This is a genomic window from Paenibacillus sp. NPDC058177 (assembly GCF_042883835.1).
Taxonomy (GTDB): Bacteria; Bacillota; Bacilli; order Paenibacillales; family Paenibacillaceae; genus Paenibacillus_AQ; species Paenibacillus_AQ agri.
The window spans coordinates 928439-950001 of sequence record NZ_JBHVVB010000001.1; the positions used below are offsets into that span (position 1 = coordinate 928439).

Here is a 21563-nt window from a genome sequence, read left to right on the forward strand (position 1 = left end):
AGAGGTCCTAATGAGAAAAACGCTGATTCTGATACTCACATTGCTAATCTCTATATCGCTATCGGGCTGCTGGAGCAGAGTGGAGTTGAACGACGTGGCTATTGTCACCGGGACTGCGATAGACCTTGCCGAGGACGACAAGCTGCAACTAAGCTTGCAAATTTTAAAGGTGAAAATGACCAAAGGAATCAGTGAAAAAGGAGGTGCAAGTGATAGCGCGACGCTCGTCGTCTCCGAGACGGGGGAGACGATCTTAGATGCCTATCATCTTCTTCAGAAAAAGCTTTCTCGCGTTGTGATTTTCTCTCATAATCGTGTGGTCATTGTGGGCGATAAATTCGCACGCTCGGGGATTACACCTGCGCTGGAATTTTTCAGCAGACACAGGGAAGCCCGGGGAAGTAACTTTTTACTTACAACTCAAGGGAAGGCGAAGGATTTATTAATGACACCTCCCAATTTTGAAATCTTTACGGCCGAGGAGATCAGGGAAGAGGAGAAGGCTTTGCTGATGGAGAGTGCCACTGTTCGGGATTTTATCTTTCGACTGCTTGAACAAGGGATCGAGCCGTTGAGCACACAAGTACAAGTTGTGCCCCTAAACGGCCTTGATAGCTCCCAATCCCAGAACGACCCCTCAGGATTCGGTATGGTGGGTGTAGGCATTTTCAATAATGATAAATTGATCGGATGGATGAAGCGGCGAGATGCTGAGACTTTATTATGGATAAAGGGTAAAGTGAAAAACACTGCGATTACCGTCACTATGCCCGATGAAAAGGCACCCAATGAAAGGATATCCGGAAAAATAAGTGCTCAGCTCTATAAAGCCAAAACCAACATTAAACCCAAAATCCAAGGGGATAACATTAGCTTTGAGATTAATGTTCATATCACAGGCGAAATATTTGAGAATTCCACCAAACTTAACTTCACAGAGGTTCAAAGTTTAAATAAAGTGCAACATGCGCTGGAGCAAGAGATTGAAAAAAGAGTCACGAGCACTGTAGAAAAGTTAAAGAAGCAGTATAAATCTGATGTTATTGGACTGGGGATTCTCTTGCATAGAGCCAATAAGAAAGTATGGAATGAGAAGTATTCCAAGCAATGGCAAGAGGAATTTCCAAAGGTTGAGATCCAGACGAAGGCTCATTTTAAAATCGTCGGAACAGGGCGTGTGAACGACTCCATGTTCTGGGATGAAAAGAAATTAGACAAATAGCTGTATTAAATTTAACTAAGGAATAGGGACAACCGTATGGAAACCATCTCACGGCACCAATTGCTGACTATTTCGATTATTTATCAAATTGGAACGACCATCATATTTGGTTTCGCGGCTGGCGCAGGGAGAGATTCCTGGTTGGCTGTTTTGATATCCACTATTTTGGGTACAGGTGTTGTCTTGATTTATGTCAGTGTCACTAAATTAAATCCGGGGCTTACCTATGTTGAATGTTTTCCGAAGCAATTTGGCCGTTGGCTGGGTACGCCTCTTGCCTGGCTCCATCCACTTTTATTTTTGTATATCGCCGGGAGAATCGTGGCGGACATCAATAATTTAGTACCCTCAACCATTTTGCCCCGCACGCCTCCCTGGGCCATTTTGATTTTGTTTATGATTGCCCTCGCCTATGCTCTTTTTTTGGGAATACGAGTAATGGGGCGGCTCGCCGAGCTGATACTGCCGATCCTGGCCCTCATTTATGCAGTAGAAGTGATCTTAATATTTAGTTCTGGAGTTGTAGATACAAGAAATCTTTTTCCACTACTGGACCAAGGATGGGGCAGGATATGGAAAGTTGTATGGCCGTTAGGAGTTATCCAATCCTATGGGGAATCTCTGGCCTTGGCACTAATCTGGACTTCTGTCAAGCCCAAAGGGAAAGTAGGAAGGACCATGGTTGTTTCAACATTGCTGGCCGGCAGTTTTATCGCTTTCACCGATGCCTTGGCCATTTCCGTATTCGGGGAAGCGATTTTCCAGCGGGCAACCTACCCGATGTATGCGCTGATCCAAGTGATCTCTGTGGCAGACTTTATTACCCAACTTGATGCTACAGGCGTTCTTTATTTTTGCTTTATGGCATTCCTGAAGACCTTTATTTATTTGTTTGCCACGATCCGGAGCGTTCAAAAGCTGACTTACACACAAAGCAGCCGCATTTTTATTCTGCCTGTGGTCATCATTGCTTTCGTGTTAGGGATGACGATGGCTCCCAATGTCATTGAGCATATTGCTGTAGTGGAAAAGGTCGTTCCGTTCAGTCCGGTTTATATATCGTTAATGTTCGTGATCCCAATGATATTAATGATTGTTTCATGGATTCGGCGAAAAAAACAAAATCTGACCAGCGAGTGAGGCGATTAAATGACAACCTGGATAGCCTTCTGGAAATCTAATGTGATGTTGGAACATCCTTGGGTTCAGCCTGTGTACTTTGTGATTATCGCATTCGGATTGTCGTTCTTTACTTGGTTTAGAAAGCCCCGCCAAGAGCGGCGCAAGAAACCAAAAGATTAACGTCTGTGCAAAACTATTTGTTCAAGTTCAGGTGCAAGTTCCATATTTTTTGTTCGTATGAATTTTCTACGTAGTTCCCCCCGAGTTGATTCTATGTTACCTCCAACTAACAATAGACTCCAGTTAACGGTGAATGATCTATTCCGAGAAGAGAACATATGTTCGAGATTGGTAATTATCGCATTTTTTCGCTTGAGAAGATACTCGATTTGAATGCTCAAATAGGTACATTATAGGAATTATGACTTATTTGCGATATTAATAAACGATATTAGTCGTGTGTCGATAAAAATGCTGTTTTTACGTGTGTAGAACATATGTTCTATATTTCTGAAAATCGCATTTTAATTGTGCTATGTAAGCCGAACAACTAGAAGCGGCAATTCCCCTGCACCAGTTGTCTTAACAGTGAAAAAGAGGGGACACTTACCCAATTAACGGCATTTTTGTATCTTATTTTCCTTCTATATAGGCAAAAGAGGGGAATAAGGGCATTTCTGTATCTTATTTTTCGAAAAAGCACGTTGTACGGGGATTCTGGAAAATTTAAGGTACAATATTGCACTTAATCTCCACTAACCGCTAGCGGGAGAGGATTTAAGGTACGAAAATGCCGCTAATTACACTACGATACATTTTATATAGCGTTAACTTCAATGCTTCAGCTAAAGTGGGACCGCATTTCCGACAAGAAGGTTGATAAGGCAGGCGTCATTAAAGTGTCTTTTCGCATAATGAACACGGTTTGCGCCAAGGCATGTTTGTCAGAGATGGTATGACAGCGGACACGGCCTTGCTGCTCCGACACGGCTACCATGGAACGCGGCATAAGCGAAATCCCCAAGCCAGCGCTGACACAACCGATGATCGTTTCGAGCGATGCGAATTCCATCATCTTCTCAGGTGAGATCCCTTCTTCCTGAAGCATCTGACTTAATTTGGACCGATAGGTGCAGCCGCTTGGAAAGACAAGAACTGTGCGAAGCTGTATGTCATGGATTGCCTGGACGGGCGGATGGGAGAGGGGGGTGACAAGCACCATTTCTTCCTCAATGACATTTTCTTGAATCAATTCCGGATGCTCCACGGGGCCCGATACGAATGCTCCGTTCAGCTCATAGTGTAGAACCCCGTGAAGATGCTGCTCGGTTGGACCTGTGATTAAAGAAAAGTCGACCGCCGGATATTCGGCGTGATATTTAGTAAGCAGGGCAGGCAGCCGAACGGCAGCAGTGACCTCCAGGGATCCGATGTGAAGCTGTCCTGCAGGCACAGCGGTGTCTCCAACGGCCAACCTGGCTTCTTGAATAACATGTAATATTTTCTCCGCATAGGTAATCAGGGTTTGGCCGGAAGGGGTAAGTGTAATGCCCCGATTGTGACGGTAAAATAACTGTGTCTGCAAATCAGCTTCCAACTGTTGAATCTTATGCGTCACATTGGATTGGGCAAAGTTTAATTTATGAGCTGCTTTGGATATACTTCCTTCCTGGGCTGTGGTGAAAAACACTTTGAGCAACTGAATATCCATGTTGACCTCCTGTAGAGTTGATTTAGGTATCTTGATTATAGATATTTGGCATCATGATTCTGTATTATACATGATAGCAGATATCATTGTATGATGAGTGGGCAGATAAATACAATTACCTATTAAAAGGTAGACAAAGGAGATAACAACATGAGTTTTCAAAATAAAGTGGCAGTAGTTACAGGCGGAAGCAGCGGTATCGGAAAGGCAGTAGCGATTGAATTGGTAAAACAAGGTGCAAATGTAGTGATCAACGGGCGCCGTGAGCAACTCTTGGTGGAAGCTGCTAAGGAAATCGATCCAACAGGTAAGCAGATTGCTTATGTCATCGGCGACATTTCAGATCCACAAATTGCAGAACGTTTGATTGCTGAAGGATTATCGCGTTTTGGACGTATCGATACCTTGGTGAACAATGCCGGCATTTTTATATCGAAATCATTCACAGATTACACTAAAGAGGACCTTGAATCCAAACTGGCCGTCAATCTCAAAGGATTCTTCCATGTGACCCAGCATGCGGTGACTGAGATGCTGAAGACGGGTTCTGGTCACATCGTTAACATCACGGCGAGTGGTGCTGTTGATCAGCCTATCAAAGGTGTGCCATCCGTTCTTGCTGCCCTGACTAAAGGCGGTTTAGCGGCGGCAACAAAATCGCTTGCCATTGAGTATGCCGATAAAGGCATTCGCGTAAATGCAGTAGCACCAGGAATTATCAAAACACCGATGCACCCTGTAGAGACACATGATTTCTTGGCTAAGTTGCATCCTATTGGTGTAATGGGCGAGGCTCAAGATATTGTGAATGCTATTCTGTATCTGGAATCGGCACGGTTCGTAACCGGTGAAATCCTTCATGTCGATGGGGGTCAAAGTGCTGGCCGGTGGTAAGCTATAGAACATCTTGCAAACGGGAATAATACTTGCATTCATAAAATGAACGGAGGATGATGTTTATGCTATATGAACTGCGGATCTACCATGTCATTCCTGGTCGCATGCAATCCATACTGGATCGATTCCGGGATGGTACGATAACAATTTTTGCCAAGCATCATATGAAGGTCACTGAGTTTTGGGTGGAAGCGGATGAATCCACGAATCGGTTGTATTATGTACTTGAGCATCGTGACCTGGCTGCTCGGGAACAGAACTTTAAGGCTTTTCAAGAAGATCCGGAATGGCTCGAGCTTAAGGAGAGAACGGAACAAAATGGACCTTTACATGAGAAGATCGACGTTGTGTATCTGAAAAAAGCAGATTTTTTTCCAGATGGAGTAAGAAACTAAGGGATTATTGTTACTAAAAAATCGGCTATCTCCATAAATAGATGTTCTGACATGTTATCGGACAATTGAAAAAATAAGTTAGTTTACATCGCCCTTCGGGGCGGTGTTTTTCTTTTCGTAGAACTACAGTTGACAATGGATTTTTATTTTAATATATTATATGCATACGCATGCATCTAAATATCGCATGCTGATTATTACAACTTGCAAGTTGATTACAGATCAAATTGCATATACAGAGGAGAGAAATCATGAATTACTTATTCAGTCCGTTTGAACTCAGTTCCTTGCAATTGAAGAACCGTGTCGTTATGCCTCCGATGTGTCAATATTCAGTAGTCAACAAAGATGGTATTGCTAATGACTGGCACTACAATCACTATGTTAGCCGGGCGGTTGGTGGAGCTGGATTGATTATTATAGAAATGACAGATGTAGACCCGGATGGTCGCATCTCTGATTACGATCTTGGAATCTGGAACGATGAGCAAATCCCTGCTCTAGCTAGAATTGTAGATGCCGTTCATGCTCATGGCGCAAAGGCTGGAATTCAGATTGCCCATGCTGGACGTAAGGCAGAGGATGCTGCCGTTCCGGTTGCGCCTTCAGCTATTCCTTTTAGCTCAAAATCCAAAACTCCGCGGGAGCTTACTACTGAAGAAGTGAAGGGTATGGTGGAGAAGTTCCGTCTCGGCGTTAAACGTGCGGTGCAAGCCGGAGTGGACGTTATCGAGCTGCATGGCGCACATGGCTACCTCATCCACCAATTCCATTCACCGTTAACGAATCGCAGAACAGATGAATACGGTCAGGATCTAACCCTGTTTGGTAAAGAAGTGATTGCTGCCGCCAAAGGGGAGATGCCTGAAGGAATGCCGTTAATTATGCGGATCTCTGCCAAGGAATACACAGATGGAGGATATGATTTGCCTCAGGCAGTGGAATTCAGTAAAGCGTACAAGGAAGCAGGAGTAGATATGTTCCATGTCAGCTCCGGTGGTGAGGGTCCTGTATCACCTGCTAATGCCCCGGGAACACAGGCGGCTTATCAGATTTCGTTAGCTAGAGAGATCAAACAAAAATTGCAAGTTCCGGTTATTGCCGTAGGGAAGTTGGATGAGCCGGCAGTTGCGAACGCAGTTATTGCTAATGAAGATACTGACCTTGTTGCCATAGGTCGAGGAATGTTGAGAAATCCATATTGGGCATTAACTGCTGCAGATTCACTCAAACAGGAGAATAGCATCCCTAAACAGTACGCGATGGGATTTCGTTAATCCAGATTTGGGGAGGATTGAATGACAAAAACTAACCCGTTGCTAATTGTAGTATTGGCTTTAGGAGTATTCGGAATCATCACAACGGAGATGGGGATTATCGGCGTGCTACCGCAAGTAGCGCAGAAATTCAATATTTCTACCTCAGAGGCCGGTTGGCTTGTTAGTATATTCGCCCTGGTCGTTGCCTTGTCTGGACCTTTTATAACTCTGTTCTCTTCAGGGATCAATCGTAAATTCATATTGTTAATCGCTGTGTTGCTGTTTGCGATCTCTAACGTTGTCTATATTTTCGCTACAAGCTTCAATGTGATGCTGGCATTTCGGATTATACCGGCTTTAGCGCATCCTGCTTTCTTTTCTGTAGCTCTTGTGGTGGCAGCTTCACTGGTTTCTCCAGAGAAAAGTAGCCAAGCGGTAACCAAAGTATTTACAGGGATAACAGCAGGCTTTGCCTTTGGTGTACCTTTGACCTCTTATCTTGCAGAGCGGATTTCCGTTGAAGTTGCCTTCATGTTTGGTGCCATAATTAGTATCATAGCCTTTATCGGCATATTGATCTGGCTTCCTTCGATGCCTGTTCAAGAAAAGATGACTTATGGAGAACAACTCCGCGTTTTACGTAAACCTGCTTTGTGGTTAAACATCGCATCCGTTGCCTCTTTATTTGCGGCTATGTTCTCTGTATATAGTTATTTTGCCGAATATCTCGGACAAGTAACACAAATGAATGGCTCCTGGGTCAGCATCATGTTATTCATTTTCGGAGTGGTCATGATTTTGGGGAACTTCATATTTGGCGGGTTCGTGCAGAAGAATATTACGCTCACAACAACGTTGTTTCCTCTAATTTTCCTAATCATTTATGTGATGCTATATTTTTTAGGAAATCATTTTATTCCTATGTTTGCACTGATTTTCTTATGGGGTATTGTACACGCTGGTGGACTTATCATTGGTCAAAGCTGGCTGATCATCGAATCTCAATCAGCGCCTGAATTTGGAAACAGCTTGTTTGTAACCTTCACGAATTTAGGAATAACAATCGGAACAGCGGTTGGCGGCTGGTTTCTTGTGCAATGGGGAGTACATCAACTTGTATGGTGCGGAATAGGATTTTCTATACTGGCCTTCTTATTGATTATCATTAGGATAAAAGTATACGGGAAGCCCACAGCTAAGAATCTGGAATTGTATCCCTAATCATTTATTACGCTTTTTTATTCCATAAGTGCTGTTGTGTATTGGACAAGGTAACCTGCGTAGTACATCATTAACTCTTATATGATCTCTTATGATATTATAGGATAGATGGTGTACAGCATTACCTTTAGAAAGGAAGTGTAAGATGACTACTACGTCTAATAATAATCTTATCGCTAACTGGTTAGCCTTTACACAAATGCAAAGTACTGTTGCGAATAAATTAGAGGCAAAGCTAATGGAAAAACATAATTATTCTTTAAATGATTTTTACTTGTTGATGTTTTTATCGCAAGCACCTGAGAAAAAACTTCGGTTGCAACAACTGGAATCCATGATCGGGCTGAGCCAAAGTGCGATATCCAGACTTGTGAGCCGTTTCGAAGCTCGAAGTTGTGGTGCTCTGGAAAGAATCTCTTGTGATGAAGATCGCCGCAGTATTTATACAGCGTTGACAGATCTCGGACAATCTAAAATAGATAGCGCTATGGTCACTTTTAATGAAGAATTGGCTGAGGCTTTTTCTACTGAGGAAGTTAGACAACTCCTAGAGCAAATGATGTCTCCTAAAAAGCCGTGAACAGCTTAACACATAATGCAGGGATTCTCTCCCACTCGAGCTTTACAAAACAAAACACCTTTCAGAGTATGCTCCCATGTCAGAGGATGTGGTGAACGACTTTGGAGGTGTTTTTCTGTTTGTATGCACGGGATTACATACTAAACGAGATCATTTTAGGACAACATTGAAGTACAGTCGCTAGAACGGATGGCTTGACTTGGAGTGTACTCCAAGTTGTACATTTAACAGGTCACTATTTTTCAACGCCATTCTAAAAAAATTAGATACAGTGTCCCCTGATATAGATCTATAAGGAGGCTTCATTAACGAAAATGTCCCAATTCCCTGGTAAGACTGAATGGGCTAATCTCATCCAGAAAATTCCGGAGCTTGTCACCTCCATCAAGGAAGCAGCACAATTGACAGGCCTGACAGAAGATACAATTCGTTATTATGAGAAAATTGGATTGCTGCCCTATGCCGATCGGAAGAAAAATGGGCATCGGGTGTATAGCCGGGAACAAATCCATAGTATTCTCTTTCTAACCCGATTGAAAGCGACAGGAATGACGATAGCAGAAATGAAGAAATTTCAGGAAATGACGAGTTCCGGTGATGAGACCATACCCGGAAGACTGTCGCTGCTAGAGGAGCATAACCGGAATATTCAAAGCGAAATTGCCAGATTGTCTGAAATTCAAAAAATTATTGAATTTAAGATTCAGAACTTTCGGGAGATTTTCGAAAATCCAAGCGGTACGAATTGCCCGAAAACTTCAAAAGAAGAGTAGAGGTGAATGATAAATGCAGACAGCTGCAAAAACGGTCATTATTACAGGGGGCAATACAGGGCTTGGGTTTGAAACGGCCAAAGTCATTGCCAGCTCTACAACGGAGTGGCATATCGTTATCGCATCACGCAGTCAGCAAAAAGGAAACGAAGCAGCCCAAACCTTGATTCAGGCTACTCGTAATCCTCATATATCTGCAATGGTACTGGATTTATCCTCGTTCTCGTCGATTAAGCAATTCGCAGATCAATTCACGAAGAGTGATCTTCCTCCGTTACATGCTATCGTCTGCAATGCCGGTGCTGCTTTTGTACAGGGCACTCAAGTAACTGCGGATGGCCTTGAAGCAACCTTTGGTGTCAATCATATGGGACATTTCTTGCTCGTGCGGCTGCTTTATAATCAGCTGGTGGAGCCGGGGAGTATCGTTGTTGTTAGCAGTGATACGCACCAATCAAGGGGCAATTCTGCGACATCCGTTCGCTACGTTAGTCCGGGAACTATGGCCGATCCTGTGGCTTCGGATCAGAACTTGCATGATCTGAACGATTTTTCTAAAGGGATGGTCCGCTATGCGACCTCCAAGCTTACTAACTTGTATTTTACGTATGAGCTCTCACGCCGGGTTCAAGAGTCCAAGCCATCCGTATCCGTTGTCGCCTTTAATCCTGGTATGATGCCCGGCAAAGGCTCGGCACTAGCCAGGGACTATAATCCCGCTATGCAATTTGCCTGGAATCATATCATGCCGTTGTTCCGCTTCGTCAGCTCAGGTATTCGTTCAACCAATCAGTCCGGCAATGATCTTGCTCAGTTAGTATTAAAAGAATCGGTGAAGAGTGGAACGTACTGGGATGGCACGAAGGACATTGCCTCCTCCGAAGAGTCCTACGATGTCAGTCGTGCAGTTGAGCTATGGGACTGGAGCAGTGAAAAGGTTGGGCTGAAAAAAGAGCTATAATTAAAAATTCAGAAAACATATATAGGAAAACATATAAATCCGATAAGAAAATAAAGAATAATTGTTGACAATTTTATAGAATGAATTTAATATTAAATTGTGATTATTGATTATCATAATTTAATAATTTTAGAGGTCGACCATACCATTCGGAGGTCTCATTTTCCTGTAAGCTAACGCGACGGGAAGGTGAGACCTTTTTGTTTTGGAGAAAGGATTCGAAGGTGAGGAGAGTTATGGATCTAGAGTTAACACAAGTGAGAAAAAGCTATGCATCTGCCCAAGAATGGGGGGATGCCACTTGAACCATTTTTGGAACACGCTACAGGAGGATTGGCCAATAGTTGCTGAAAAAACGTTGGAGCATATCGAGTTGTCTCTTCTTTCTCTGGCACTGGCTTGTCTGATTTCAATTCCGTTTGGAATCTATCTTGCACGCCATAAGAGATTAGCCAATTCTGTTATTACGGTTGTTTCAGCCGTACAGACGATTCCCGTCCTGGCACTTTTCGGCTTTATGGTCCCAGTATTCGGCATTGGATTTAAACCAGCCCTAATCGTGCTTACCTTCTATGGCATTTTGCCGGTACTCCAGAATACTTATGTGGGTATCACTTCTGTTAGTCCTGCACTGACTGAAGCAGGTCGCGGGATGGGAATGTCAAACTGGCAGCTGCTATGGATGGTTCAAGTGCCGATTGCACGCAGCTATATTTTGGCAGGTGTGAGATTAATGGCCATTCAGATGATTAGTATGGCTACTATCGGGACCTTCATTGCTGCTGGAGGGCTTGGAGATATTATTACGACAGGGATTAATGATATGAACACTGCACGAATTTTAGAAGGCGCCATCCCTGTATCTTTGCTAGTGATTCTGATCAATATCGTCTTACTGCAACTCAATCGATTCTTAACGCCCAAAGGGCTCCGTAAGAATAAATCCAACTAAACATCTAAGAATGGAGAGAAAGTCATGCAAACATCTCAGAGATCATTCGTTCAGAAATTGAAAAAGCGCACGTTTAAGCAGGTAAGCATTCTATTGTTAGTTATCATTGTACTTGTTATTGCGGGGTGCAGTAATGCTAAGCCCTCTAAAATCGTTATCGCGACTAAAGGGAATACCGAGTCAAATGTTATGCAACAGTTGCTAAAACTGATTGTGACGGAAAATACCTCGATTGATGTAGAAACAGTGAAGCTCGATAATAATATTCTTTGGGAAGCGATTAAGAAAGGCGATGTCGATGCCTATGTGGAGTATACGGGTACAGCACTAATGAACATTTTAAAGCAGGAGCCAGAGCGTGATCCTGAGAAGGTCTATAACAAGGTTAAGACTATGCTGAACGAGCAGGAAAATCTGACAATGCTGGATCCGCTCGGGTTTGACAGTACGTATGCGTTTGCTATACGGAAGGAAGTTGCGGATAAATACGGAATTACTAATCTCACGCAATTGGCGGAGCATTCAAACGAATTAATCTTTGCAGCAGATCCGATGATTGAAAAATCCAACCGTCCAGACGGATATAGACTCGTTAAGGAAGCGTACGGCTTTAAGTTTAAGCAGCTTCTTGGCATCTCCAGTCCACCGCTACAGCTGGAAGCTCTGAAAAGTAAAGAAGCGGATGTAATGATAACCCTGGCTACGAAAGGTATTTTTGAAGTGAACAATCTCGTTCCGCTGGCGGACGATAAACATATCTTTATTCCTTACTATGCTGCACCGCTCGTACGCAATGAGACGCTGAAAGCACATCCTGAACTTAAAGAAGTGCTTAATAAGCTGAGCAACAAAGTATCCCTTCAAGCCATTCGCGAGATGAACAGACAGGTGGACGCTGAGCAGAAAGAGCCGGAAGATGTGGCTAAAGCATGGTTGAAGCAGGAAGGATTTTTGAAATAATCGCTAGATAATTTGCAGCATTGCCGTTGAGATAAGTAGCAATCGAACGGTCATCGTAACATGACAGAGATCTGTTCGATGACCGTTTGAATCGCTTTATTAAAAATCGTATTTTAGGAGGAGCTCTTATATGGGAAATAATAACCGTCAAATGTCACTTGGAGCGATGATGTTTTATCCCTCCGGCGAGAATATTGCCAGCTGGCGGCACCCGGAGGTGGACGCCTCGCAAATGCTGGATTTCGATTACTATAAAAATATCGTTCAGGCAGCGGAGCGTGCCAAATTCGATTTGTTCTTCTATGCGGACAATCTGTACGTCTGGGATCGCTATGATTCCAGCATCCGCGGGGCAAACAGCATCCGTCCGGAGCCGATTACGTTAATGGCTGCTTTGGCATCTGTTACGAAGCATATCGGACTGGCGCCTACGATTTCTACGTCGTACAACGAGCCTTATCATATAGCTCGGAAGATGGCAACGCTGGACCATTTTAGCAAGGGCCGAACCGCATGGAACGTAATCACCTCTTCAGCTGATGAAGAGGCACAAAATTTCAATAAGGAAAAGCATCTGGAGCATAGCACGCGGTATAGACGGGCAGCCGAGTTCGTCGATGTCACGCTGGGCCTGTTTGACAGTTGGGAAGAGGACAGCGTTGTAATGAATAAGGAGTCGGGAGAATTCGCTGATCCTGAGAAGGTACACTACCTGAATCATTCCGGTGAGTTTTTCAAGGTTCGCGGGCCGCTTAATGTATCACGTTCGCCGCAAGGCCATCCTGTCCTGGTTCAGGCAGGTGCTTCTGAATCCGGAAAGGAACTCGCAGCGAGAACAGCCGAGGTTATATTTTCTCCATTCGTTCCATTGGAAGATGCAAAGGCGTTCTACCGGGATGTAAAAGGACGCTTGTCCAAATATGGCCGAGAGCCGCATGAAGTGAAAATTATGCCGTCATTTATACCCATTGTCGGAAGGACAGAAGCCGAGGCCAAGGAGCAGCTTGAAATTGTCGGAGACCTGATCCCTGATGCATTATGCCGGGATCTGCTGTCGCATTATTTAGGGCAGGACATCTCTCATTTGTCGCTGGACGAGCCGCTTCCTTTTATTCCTAGCCAGGAAAATAACAATCAGAGCAAGAGCAGAATTGATCGTGTTATCCGACTGTTGGAAAAAGAGCGCCTAACGCCGCGTCAGTTGTTCAAAAAAATCTACAATAACAGCTTTGCAGGCACACCAGAGCAAGTTGCGGATGTGATGGAAACTTATTTTAAAGAAGAGGCGGCCGATGGATTCATTATGCCATTTGCGCATCTCCCAGGAGGCCTCGACGATTTTATAGAGCTAGTGTTGCCAGAACTCCGGCGCAGGGGACTATTCCGCACGGAATATCCTGGCGGTACGCTGCGGGATACGCTGGGCCTGACACGGCCAGTCAACCGTTATTCTCGTTAAGAATACATGACAGGGAGGTTAACAAAGTGAGCAAACCAGAGCGGCAAATGACGCTTGGGGCGATGATGTTTTTCCCGGCAGGAGGGCAAATTTCCAGTTGGAGGCATCCTGACGCGAATCCCCAAGGACTGCTTGATTTCAACTATTATAAGAATATCGTTCAGACTGCAGAACGCGGGAAATTCGATCTGTTCTTCTATGCAGATGAGCTGTATGTGTGGGATCGCTTCGAATCGGGCATCAGCCATGCTAACAGCATTCGTCCTGAGCCCATTACTTTACTCTCAGCGCTGGCCGCAGCCACAGAGCATATCGGGCTGGCAGCGACAATATCCACGACCTATAATGAGCCATACCATATCGCCCGGAAGCTGGCGACACTGGATTACCTCAGCAATGGGCGGGCGGCCTGGAATGTCGTTACCTCGCAAACGGATGAGGAGGCGCGTAATTTTGGCCGTGATAAACATCTGGACCACACCAATCGATATGAACGGGCCGAGGAGTTCGTGGATGTGACACAAGGCTTGTGGGACAGTTGGGAAGATGACGCTCTGCTCCTTGATAAAGAGAGCGGGTACTTCGCAGATAAGGATAAGCTGCACAACATTCAGCACAAGGGCAATCACTTTCAGGTACATGGTCCGCTTAATGTGGCTAGACCTCCACAAGGCTACCCCGTGTTGGTTCAAGCCGGAGCCTCGGAGGCCGGTAAGGAGATGGCTGCAGCTAGAGCGGAGGTGGTCTTCGCCCTTGTCAGCTCTTATTCAGCCGAGGGACTGCTGGCAAGTCAGCAGTTCTATGAGGATCTTAAGGGTAGAATGGCTAAGTTCGGCAGAAGTCGTGATGATCTGAAAATATTGCCTGGCATTATGCCGATTATCGGCCGGACAGAGGAAGAGGCGAGGGAGCGACTTGCGCTCACGGAGAGCTTGACACCGCCGCAGCTAGGTCTCGATATTCTTTCCCATCATCTTGGTCAGGATGTGTCATCCTACCCGCTTGATGAGCCGCTTCCGTTCCGTCCGGATATCGATCAGTATAATCAGAGCAAAACCGTTCTTAAGGGCATCCTCGATCTGATCGATAAGGGTCTGACGCTTCGCCAGCTGTATGAGCGGGTGACTAACAAACGCTCACTTGCCGGAACACCGGAGCAGATCGCGGACATCATGGAGGAGTGGTTCAAGAAAGGGGCAGCAGATGGCTTCAACGTCTCGTTCTCCCATCTGCCGGGCGGCCTGGATGACTTCGTGAATCTGGTTGTCCCTGAACTGCAGCGGAGAGGGGTGTTCCGCACAGAGTATACCGGACGCACATTGCGTGAGCATCTGGGGCTTAAGCGTCCCACTAATCGTTATGCTAAGACCCGTGTGTAGCTGAGGCCTAGGTTAGTTGCCCTTCGCCCACTTATGTCGAGTTGCTTATTTTGTTGTTCTACAATTAATAGAGCTCTCTTCCCATGCGTCTTCGGACGGAGCGGAGGAGAGTTTTTTTCGTCACTGATGAGATTTGGAAATGGGTAGAGAATGAGTCCATGCTTTGATCTCCAGTTTCTAAATATCTGGTATCACATTCCTGTGGCGTTCATCTTCAATATTCCTTGACGGGAATATTCTTTATAAGGTATATTGTGATCAGCAGGTTGAAAGTCACTCTAAATCAAGGAGATGGTTAGATAACAACCATTAAATACAGAGGTGAGCAACATGTCCGGCACAAGTCCGGGAATGGACATAACGACGTTGAGTGCTTTAGCTGAACCGAATCGCATGAATATTGTTCAATTGTTGCGCAGCGGTCCTCTGGCTGTCGGCGAAATCGCTGACCAATTAGGACTACGTCAACCACAAGCGTCGAAACATTTGAAAGTGCTTAGCGATAGCGGGATTGTGGAAGTGAGAATAGACGCGAACCGTCGGATATATACACTCCGGCCTGAGCCCTTCCAAGCGATGGATTCTTGGGTACAGTCCTTCCGTCATCTTATGGAAGAACGGTTCGATAACTTGGATAATTACTTGCGTGAACTGCAGAATAAGGATAAGCCGTAATCATATTAGATTGGGAGGGATAGTAACAATGTCAAACAATATGGTGTCAAGAGTAGAGAACGATCGGTTCCTGGTACTGGAACGCGTATTCGATGCCCCGCGTGAGCTTGTATTTCAGATGTTTAAGGAAGCTGAGCATATCAAGCATTGGTGGGGACCGAGAGGGTGGGAGATCCCGGTATGCACCATTGATTTCCATCCAGGCGGTGTATGGCATTACTGTATGAAATGCGTTGATCCGAATCAAGGCACATTTTACGGAATGGAATCGTGGGCCAAAGCTGTTTATGAGGAAATCGTTGAGCCGGAGAAGATCATCTACAACGATTACTTCTGTGATGCCGAGGGTAATATAAATGAGTCCCTGCCATCGACCCTTATCACGTTGGATTTTATAGATCTGGGCGGCAAGACTAAGCTAATAAATCGTGCTGAATATACATCGGCAGAGGCGCTTAAAACCGTCATGGATATGGGCATGCTGCAAGGGATCACTGAAACTTGGAATCGCCTGGAAGAGCGGTTGGAGTCCTTGAAGTAGAGAGCCCATAAGTCGACTATCACCTGTATATTAGAATGCGAAGGTTTGAGATAAATTATTTCACCTAAGGAGTGTGCAAATATGATTAACAAAATTGGCCAAGTGATGTTGTATGTAAATAACCAAGATGAATCCAGAGATTTCTGGACAGAAAAGCTAGGGTTTGAGGTAATTGCAGATGAAACTAGTGGCCCGGTGAGATTTATTGAGCTCGCTCCAAAAGATGCAGCAACCACTATTGTTCTTCATAACAAGGAATTCGTTGCTAAAATGAATCCTGGCATGAATCTGGGAACACCTTCGCTTATGTTCTTCACGGACAATTTCGATAAATTAAATAGTGATCTGAAGAACAAAAATGTCACCGTTGGAGAAATTGTAGAGCTTCCTAATGGCAGAGTGTTCAACTTCGCAGATAATGAACAGAATTATTTTGCGGTAATGGAAAAAGCACAGTAACATGAAGTGAATTACCAAACGCGTCTACATAAAAAAGCTCCTGAACTCGTCTAGCGGCGATTCAAGAGCTTTTTTATATACCTCGAGATCACTATTTATTCTTCATTCTCATAGGTCTGTAGAATGCGCGAATGTCGTCCGCCAGTGCCTCAGGTTCTTCCATGGCAGTAAAATGGCCGCCGGCAGGCATGGTGCTCCAACGAGTAATATTCAGATTACGCTCAGCCCAGGATTTTGGAGGAAGTACAATATCTGCAGGAAATATGGCTACCCCTGTTGGAACTTCTATGTGACCGAGTGGCGGCAAGGAGTGTGAATTTTCGTAATACATTTGTATAGATGATCCTATGGTGTTAGTCACCCAATAGATCATGATATGAGTTAACAACTCATCCTTGCTGTATCTCTGACTCAGATCACCCTTACAATCGCTCCATGCCCGAAGTTTCTCGATGATCCAAGCAGCCACACCTACCGGCGAATCGGATAGTCCATAAGCAAGAGTCTGTGGCTTGGTGGACTGCATGGATATATAACCGCCCTCATTCGCTAACCATGAAGAAGCATTTTTCTTATATTGCTGCTCTTCTTCAGAAAGTTCTGCATCCTGTGAAGTCATGAGACTTCTTATAATGCCAACATCCGTTAGATGGATGCCATATAAAAGTTCAGGATCATTCGCTGCCAAATACCTTGTCACACCAGAGCCAATATCTCCACCGGCAGCTGCGAATTTTGTGTAGCCTAATTCTTGAGTCATTAGCTTAGCCCACAAATGGGACACACTATAATTGTTAAAGCCAGGCTTAGTAGGGCGACTTGAGAATCCGAATCCAGGCAATGAAGGGACAATGACATCGAAAGAGTCCTCTGGATTACCTCCGTGGCTAGCCGGATCTGTAAGGAGCGGAATAATCTTTTCATAACGAAGGTAACTGTCGGGCCATCCATGGGTAAGAATAATCGGCATAGGGTTAGGGCCTTTACCACGCTCATGTACGAAGTGAACATCGATCCCATCAATATCACAGTGGAACTGGGCAAAGCGATTCAACTTCGATTCTTGTGCGCGCCAATCGTAATGATCCCGCCAATAGGAAAGTAGTGATTTTAAAAAAACTAAATCTGTTCCTCGCTCCCAGCCGGAGTCTTCTACCTGATCAGGCAGGCGGACGTGCTGCAGCCTATATTGTAGATCGTTAAGAATGTCATCGGAGACCTGAATATGAAAAGGTTTAATAGCCACTATGATTTCCTCCCTGTGTTGATTTATAGCGTTATTATATCCATTGGACTTGTATGATACACTGTTATAAGTGAAGCAACTAACTATACTATTTGATAGGTGATCATCATGCCGCAGGTAGACCGACACAAAGAACGCACCGTGAATATAGAATTTGTAGCCGTGGAGGAGTTTAATATTCTTCCATACCCAGATCGGTTTACGATGATTTTTATTACGTCTGGGAAGTTAAAGGGGATACTAAACGAGCGTCCTATTTCTATTAGTGCGCCTGGCATCCTCTGCTTGGCTGAAGACGATCATGTGCATATGCTTGAAAAGAATAACGTATCCGCACAATCCTTCAGCTTTCATCCCGAATTTCTTAACACCAATACGCTTTCTGAAACGAAGGATTACTTTCCTTCAGGACCAAGAATACAAACAGGACTTTCCCTTTTTCAAAGTAATCATCTGTATCATGGAGTGCCTCGTGTAACGGAAAAAGCGTACCCGCTGTTGTTTGAATGGTTCTTCGTGCTTGGTATGGAAGTGCAGGCGCAAAGTGATGACCTCTGGGTGTGCAGAATAAAGAAGTACCTCATTCAAATTTTGGGGCTGCTTGAGGAATTGAATCAAAATAGCGAACATTCGCCTGTCGATGTAGTGCTAGACTATATTCACACTCATTATCCGCAAAAGATTACATTGGAAGAGTTGACGAAGTGTGTTCATTTGAACCGTGTGACGCTGAATAAGATGTTCCAGGAGAGATGCGGAAATACGGCGATAGGTTACTTGCTTGCTCATCGCTTAAAGGTCGCGAGTGATCTTTTGACACACACAGATATGAGTCTTAATGAAATTGCGCGGGCTACTGGATTTGAGTATGATACTTATTTCATCAAACAGTTCACAGCTAGAAAGGGCATGTCACCGACAACGTATCGGACGACTTCTCGTAAGTTCTCGAGTGCTCAGTAGTTTCTAATGGCAGACGCGAATGACTTAGAATCGTTTAGAAAATAATGGTTTGAAAACAACTTCATCTTTGCAATTCAAGATTTGAAGTTTGGTTAATTGTAATTCGAATCTAGGAAGGCATTGCAAAATGGAGTTTCATCATTTAATATGGACAATATAGATCTATAATAGTAATTATTTGAGGGGGGATCAGGTGTAGTTATGCAAAAAAGTTATGTACCCAAACTCATTTCAAGCTGTGTCAGGACGGGGACGTACGCGCTTTTCCAGAGGTGAATGGTGTAACGAGCGGGATCCGGAGCGTGTAGGAAAAGACCGACAATGGTTGCAGCCATGAGGAAAACAAGCAGCATTACAATTTTTGTGTCTTAATTATGGATATTAAAGATCTGTATTGGGGTTTTTAGCTGTGGGAAAACACATTTAAATCATTGGAGGAATTGATCATGAGAATCGATGTTTGGTCTGATTTTGGATGTCCTTTTTGCGTGATAGGTAAAAGAAAACTGGAGAATGCTCTTGGAAAGTTTGCAATGGGAGATAAAGTGGAAGTTGTGTATCGCAGTTTTCAACTGGATCCGAATGCAGAAAATAGAACGCTTAGTACTCAGCAACTTGCCCGCGAAAAGGGAATGAGTGTCGAGCAAATGAAAGTCAAGCAAGCACAAGTAGCTAATATGCTTAAAAAAGAGGCTGGACTTGAAGTCAATTATGATCAAGTTGTGATTGCGAATACATTCGATGGGCATCGTTTGGCTCATTTTGCAGCAAAAGAGGGGAAGGGGGCTGAATTAACAGAACGCCTTATTCGCGCATACCTTTCAGAGCGCATGAATATTGCTGACCACGACGTGCTTATTTCCTTGGCCAGCGAGATGGGACTTAATGATCGCGACGTAGCGCAAATGCTTAAATCCGATGCTTATACAGATTCGGTCAAAGCTGATATCACCGAGGCCAAGGAACTAAACATTTCAGGAGTGCCATTCTTCGTGTTTAATAACAAATACACCCTGTCAGGTGCTCAGCCTGAGGAAGTTTTCTTAAATGTGCTGAACTCGGTCTGGGATGAAGAGAAGAAACTTGAGGAATTGGAAGAAATGAACCGATCAAATGGTGACGATAGCTGCACTGACGGAGTTTGTAATGTGTAGTATAAAATGAGCAAAAGTAGAGATGAGTTTTACCATCCCAAGGACGCGACGTTCTTGCCGCAGCCTTTGGGCTTCATTATTTTGGCTCTAAATGAAGCACATAAAATTGAGATTTCGCAATCCGAGGCTATATAAACCTAATACAATTAGTATTTGGCCCATCGCCACATTTCAATTGTACTGAGGATAACTTGACAACACTGGGTCAAGTTATCCCTTTTATATTTCATAATTATCTCATCTTTGATTGTTTGAGCAGTCGATAGGAAGAGAGAGCTACGTGGTACTTTGGGATAGTCGTCTCACGTACAGAAAAGCGCACAGATTGGCCAAAACCGCTATGACGGCCAGTCCCCAGAATAAATTTGCATACGCATGGCCTGGCGCAAGGGGTTGTTGCCATTCCAACGCGCTAGATAACACGGCAAGGCCGAATGATCCGCTGATGAATTGCATCAGTTGAAACAAGCCTGTGCCTGATCCAATTTGAGAGGAGGGCAATATGCGCGAAATTTCGTTTGAAACACTACTGCTGATGATAGCAAAGCCTAAGTTCATCAGCATGTACACGAAAATATTCGCTACCCAATATTGGGTACCCACTCCTGCGAACAATACGCCCGCCAATAGTATGAGCATAGGAGTTGTACGCAACATACGGCTATTTCCCCGCTTGTCGATCATCGTCCCAATCGTTCTTGATAGCAGCGTGGACAAAATAGCCCCAGGAAAAATAACAAAACCGGCTTGACTTGCACTCAAACCAAACTGCTTCAATAGCATTTGTGGTAACAAAAAGAGCGTGGCAAAGTTGCATAAATAGGAGAAAACACCGATTAAGGCAAGGACAAGATAGGTTCTATTGGTTAATAACGAAGGCAGCACAAACGGGTGCTTCGCGCGGCGGATACGTAAAGTAAAGAGAAGAAGACCCAAAATTCCGATCAACAAAGCAATGGGATGATGGTTGGTTAAGAATAGTAATATACCCGCTGTACCCGCGCTTAGTGTCACTGCCCCCACCAAATCGAAAGGCCGTTTAGCAAGCGACTCTTTTGGAATATAACGCATAAGCAGCGGGGGAATACACAACAGCAAGGATGTGACTGCAAAGAGATACTTCCAACCGAGATATTGCACCACAAGGCCGCCAATTACTGGGCCTAGTCCAAATCCCAGTGACACGGAGGACATGATGAACGTCATCGATTTTCCCCGGCGCACCAGCGGTACGTAACGGGTCAAAAGCACGATGGACAGGGAGAGCGCCGCACCGGCACCGGCAGCTTGTAAAATGCGGGCTGTAAGCAGCACCCAAAAATGATTGCTCAGCATCGCCCCAACCGATGCGCCTCCCGTCAAAACCAGACTAATGGCGAACAACCGGTTCAATGGAACAAAATCAGACAGCCGGCTGTAGGTGATCGAGGAGATGGCGAACATAATAGAATAACCGGTGACCGTCAATGAGACGATGGACGACGGCAGGTTAAAATAATGACTTAAATCGTTTAAAGCTAAATTAAACATGGCCGTATTCATCGTGACCAACACAATGGTAATGCATAGCAACGTAATAATGACGCCTTCACGGGGAAGAAGGGGCACTTCGTTTTCCTCCATCATCGTGTTGT

At 44.5% G+C, this 21563-nt stretch carries 22 protein-coding genes; 19 read left to right on the forward strand and 3 right to left on the reverse strand.

The window, feature by feature from the left end; all coding sequences use genetic code 11:
- Window positions 1-10: 10 nt before the first annotated feature.
- Genes ACFVU8_RS04395 through ACFVU8_RS04405 form a run of 3 tightly spaced genes read left to right on the forward strand, consistent with a single transcriptional unit; the run spans window position 11 to window position 2524 of the window.
- Entirely contained in the window at window positions 11-1222 is a 1212-nt protein-coding gene (locus tag ACFVU8_RS04395; protein WP_387425962.1) for a Ger(x)C family spore germination protein, read from the forward strand.
- Window positions 1223-1258: 36 nt separating this feature from the next.
- A complete protein-coding gene (locus ACFVU8_RS04400) occupies window positions 1259-2362 on the forward strand; it encodes a GerAB/ArcD/ProY family transporter (RefSeq protein WP_387425963.1) in 1104 nt (367 codons plus the stop codon).
- 9 nt (window positions 2363-2371) lie between these two features.
- Entirely contained in the window at window positions 2372-2524 is a 153-nt protein-coding gene (locus ACFVU8_RS04405; protein WP_387425964.1) for a hypothetical protein, read from the forward strand.
- Window positions 2525-3185: 661 nt separating this feature from the next.
- On the opposite strand, the gene ACFVU8_RS04410 is transcribed toward ACFVU8_RS04405, so the two are convergent.
- Window positions 3186-4055, reverse strand: a complete 870-nt coding sequence (locus ACFVU8_RS04410) for a LysR family transcriptional regulator (RefSeq protein WP_387425965.1) — start codon at window positions 4053-4055, stop codon at window positions 3186-3188.
- Between the two features lie 150 nt (window positions 4056-4205).
- On the opposite strand from ACFVU8_RS04410, the gene ACFVU8_RS04415 reads away from it, so the two are divergent.
- The 14 genes from ACFVU8_RS04415 (at window position 4206) to ACFVU8_RS04480 (ending at window position 16566) form a co-directional block, all read left to right on the forward strand.
- Window positions 4206-4949, forward strand: a complete 744-nt coding sequence (locus ACFVU8_RS04415) for an SDR family NAD(P)-dependent oxidoreductase (RefSeq protein ID WP_387425966.1) — start codon at window positions 4206-4208, stop codon at window positions 4947-4949.
- 65 nt (window positions 4950-5014) lie between these two features.
- Complete coding sequence (locus ACFVU8_RS04420) at window positions 5015-5347, forward strand: NIPSNAP family protein (protein WP_387425967.1); 333 nt, start codon at window positions 5015-5017, stop codon at window positions 5345-5347.
- 251 nt (window positions 5348-5598) lie between these two features.
- Entirely contained in the window at window positions 5599-6624 is a 1026-nt protein-coding gene (locus ACFVU8_RS04425) for an NADH:flavin oxidoreductase/NADH oxidase (RefSeq protein ID WP_387425968.1), read from the forward strand.
- A 21-nt stretch (window positions 6625-6645) separates the two neighbouring features.
- Window positions 6646-7827, forward strand: coding sequence for an MFS transporter (locus ACFVU8_RS04430; RefSeq protein WP_387425969.1), 1182 nt, complete (start codon window positions 6646-6648; stop codon window positions 7825-7827).
- Between the two features lie 145 nt (window positions 7828-7972).
- The gene (locus ACFVU8_RS04435) at window positions 7973-8407 is read left to right on the forward strand and encodes a MarR family winged helix-turn-helix transcriptional regulator (protein WP_379463937.1); all 435 of its coding nucleotides are present in this window, start codon (window positions 7973-7975) and stop codon (window positions 8405-8407) included.
- A gap of 314 nt (window positions 8408-8721) precedes the next feature.
- Entirely contained in the window at window positions 8722-9180 is a 459-nt protein-coding gene (locus ACFVU8_RS04440) for a MerR family transcriptional regulator (protein WP_379463935.1), read from the forward strand.
- A gap of 13 nt (window positions 9181-9193) precedes the next feature.
- Window positions 9194-10141 carry an SDR family NAD(P)-dependent oxidoreductase gene (locus ACFVU8_RS04445; RefSeq protein WP_387425970.1) on the forward strand — a complete coding sequence of 316 codons (948 nt, stop codon included), beginning with the start codon at window positions 9194-9196 and terminating at the stop codon, window positions 10139-10141.
- Between the two features lie 301 nt (window positions 10142-10442).
- Window positions 10443-11093 (forward strand): ABC transporter permease, encoded by a 651-nt coding sequence (locus ACFVU8_RS04450; RefSeq protein ID WP_387425971.1) that lies wholly within the window; start codon window positions 10443-10445, stop codon window positions 11091-11093.
- Between the two features lie 24 nt (window positions 11094-11117).
- Window positions 11118-12053 carry a glycine betaine ABC transporter substrate-binding protein gene (locus ACFVU8_RS04455; RefSeq protein WP_387425972.1) on the forward strand — a complete coding sequence of 312 codons (936 nt, stop codon included), beginning with the start codon at window positions 11118-11120 and terminating at the stop codon, window positions 12051-12053.
- Between the two features lie 130 nt (window positions 12054-12183).
- Complete coding sequence (locus tag ACFVU8_RS04460; protein WP_387425973.1) at window positions 12184-13512, forward strand: LLM class flavin-dependent oxidoreductase; 1329 nt, start codon at window positions 12184-12186, stop codon at window positions 13510-13512.
- Between the two features lie 26 nt (window positions 13513-13538).
- Window positions 13539-14891, forward strand: coding sequence for an LLM class flavin-dependent oxidoreductase (locus tag ACFVU8_RS04465; protein ID WP_387425974.1), 1353 nt, complete (start codon window positions 13539-13541; stop codon window positions 14889-14891).
- Window positions 14892-15221: 330 nt separating this feature from the next.
- A complete protein-coding gene (locus ACFVU8_RS04470) occupies window positions 15222-15566 on the forward strand; it encodes an ArsR/SmtB family transcription factor (RefSeq protein ID WP_379463924.1) in 345 nt (114 codons plus the stop codon).
- Window positions 15567-15594: 28 nt separating this feature from the next.
- Window positions 15595-16107, forward strand: coding sequence for an SRPBCC domain-containing protein (locus ACFVU8_RS04475; protein ID WP_175370587.1), 513 nt, complete (start codon window positions 15595-15597; stop codon window positions 16105-16107).
- An 81-nt stretch (window positions 16108-16188) separates the two neighbouring features.
- Window positions 16189-16566 (forward strand): VOC family protein, encoded by a 378-nt coding sequence (locus tag ACFVU8_RS04480; RefSeq protein WP_387425975.1) that lies wholly within the window; start codon window positions 16189-16191, stop codon window positions 16564-16566.
- A gap of 91 nt (window positions 16567-16657) precedes the next feature.
- Here ACFVU8_RS04480 and ACFVU8_RS04485 read toward each other — a convergent pair whose 3' ends face one another.
- Window positions 16658-17812: an epoxide hydrolase family protein gene (locus ACFVU8_RS04485; protein WP_387425976.1), complete on the reverse strand. Its 1155-nt coding sequence runs from the start codon at window positions 17810-17812 to the stop codon at window positions 16658-16660.
- A 108-nt stretch (window positions 17813-17920) separates the two neighbouring features.
- Between ACFVU8_RS04485 and ACFVU8_RS04490 the strand changes: the two genes are divergently transcribed.
- Entirely contained in the window at window positions 17921-18775 is an 855-nt protein-coding gene (locus ACFVU8_RS04490) for a helix-turn-helix domain-containing protein (RefSeq protein WP_387425977.1), read from the forward strand.
- Window positions 18776-19221: 446 nt separating this feature from the next.
- On the forward strand, window positions 19222-19929 hold the full coding sequence (locus ACFVU8_RS04495) for a DsbA family oxidoreductase (protein WP_387425978.1): 708 nt from the start codon (window positions 19222-19224) through the stop codon (window positions 19927-19929).
- Window positions 19930-20205: 276 nt separating this feature from the next.
- Here the strand turns inward: ACFVU8_RS04495 and ACFVU8_RS04500 are convergent, their stop codons facing one another.
- Window positions 20206-21537 (reverse strand): MFS transporter, encoded by a 1332-nt coding sequence (locus ACFVU8_RS04500; RefSeq protein ID WP_387425979.1) that lies wholly within the window; start codon window positions 21535-21537, stop codon window positions 20206-20208.
- Window positions 21538-21563: the final 26 nt, after the last annotated feature.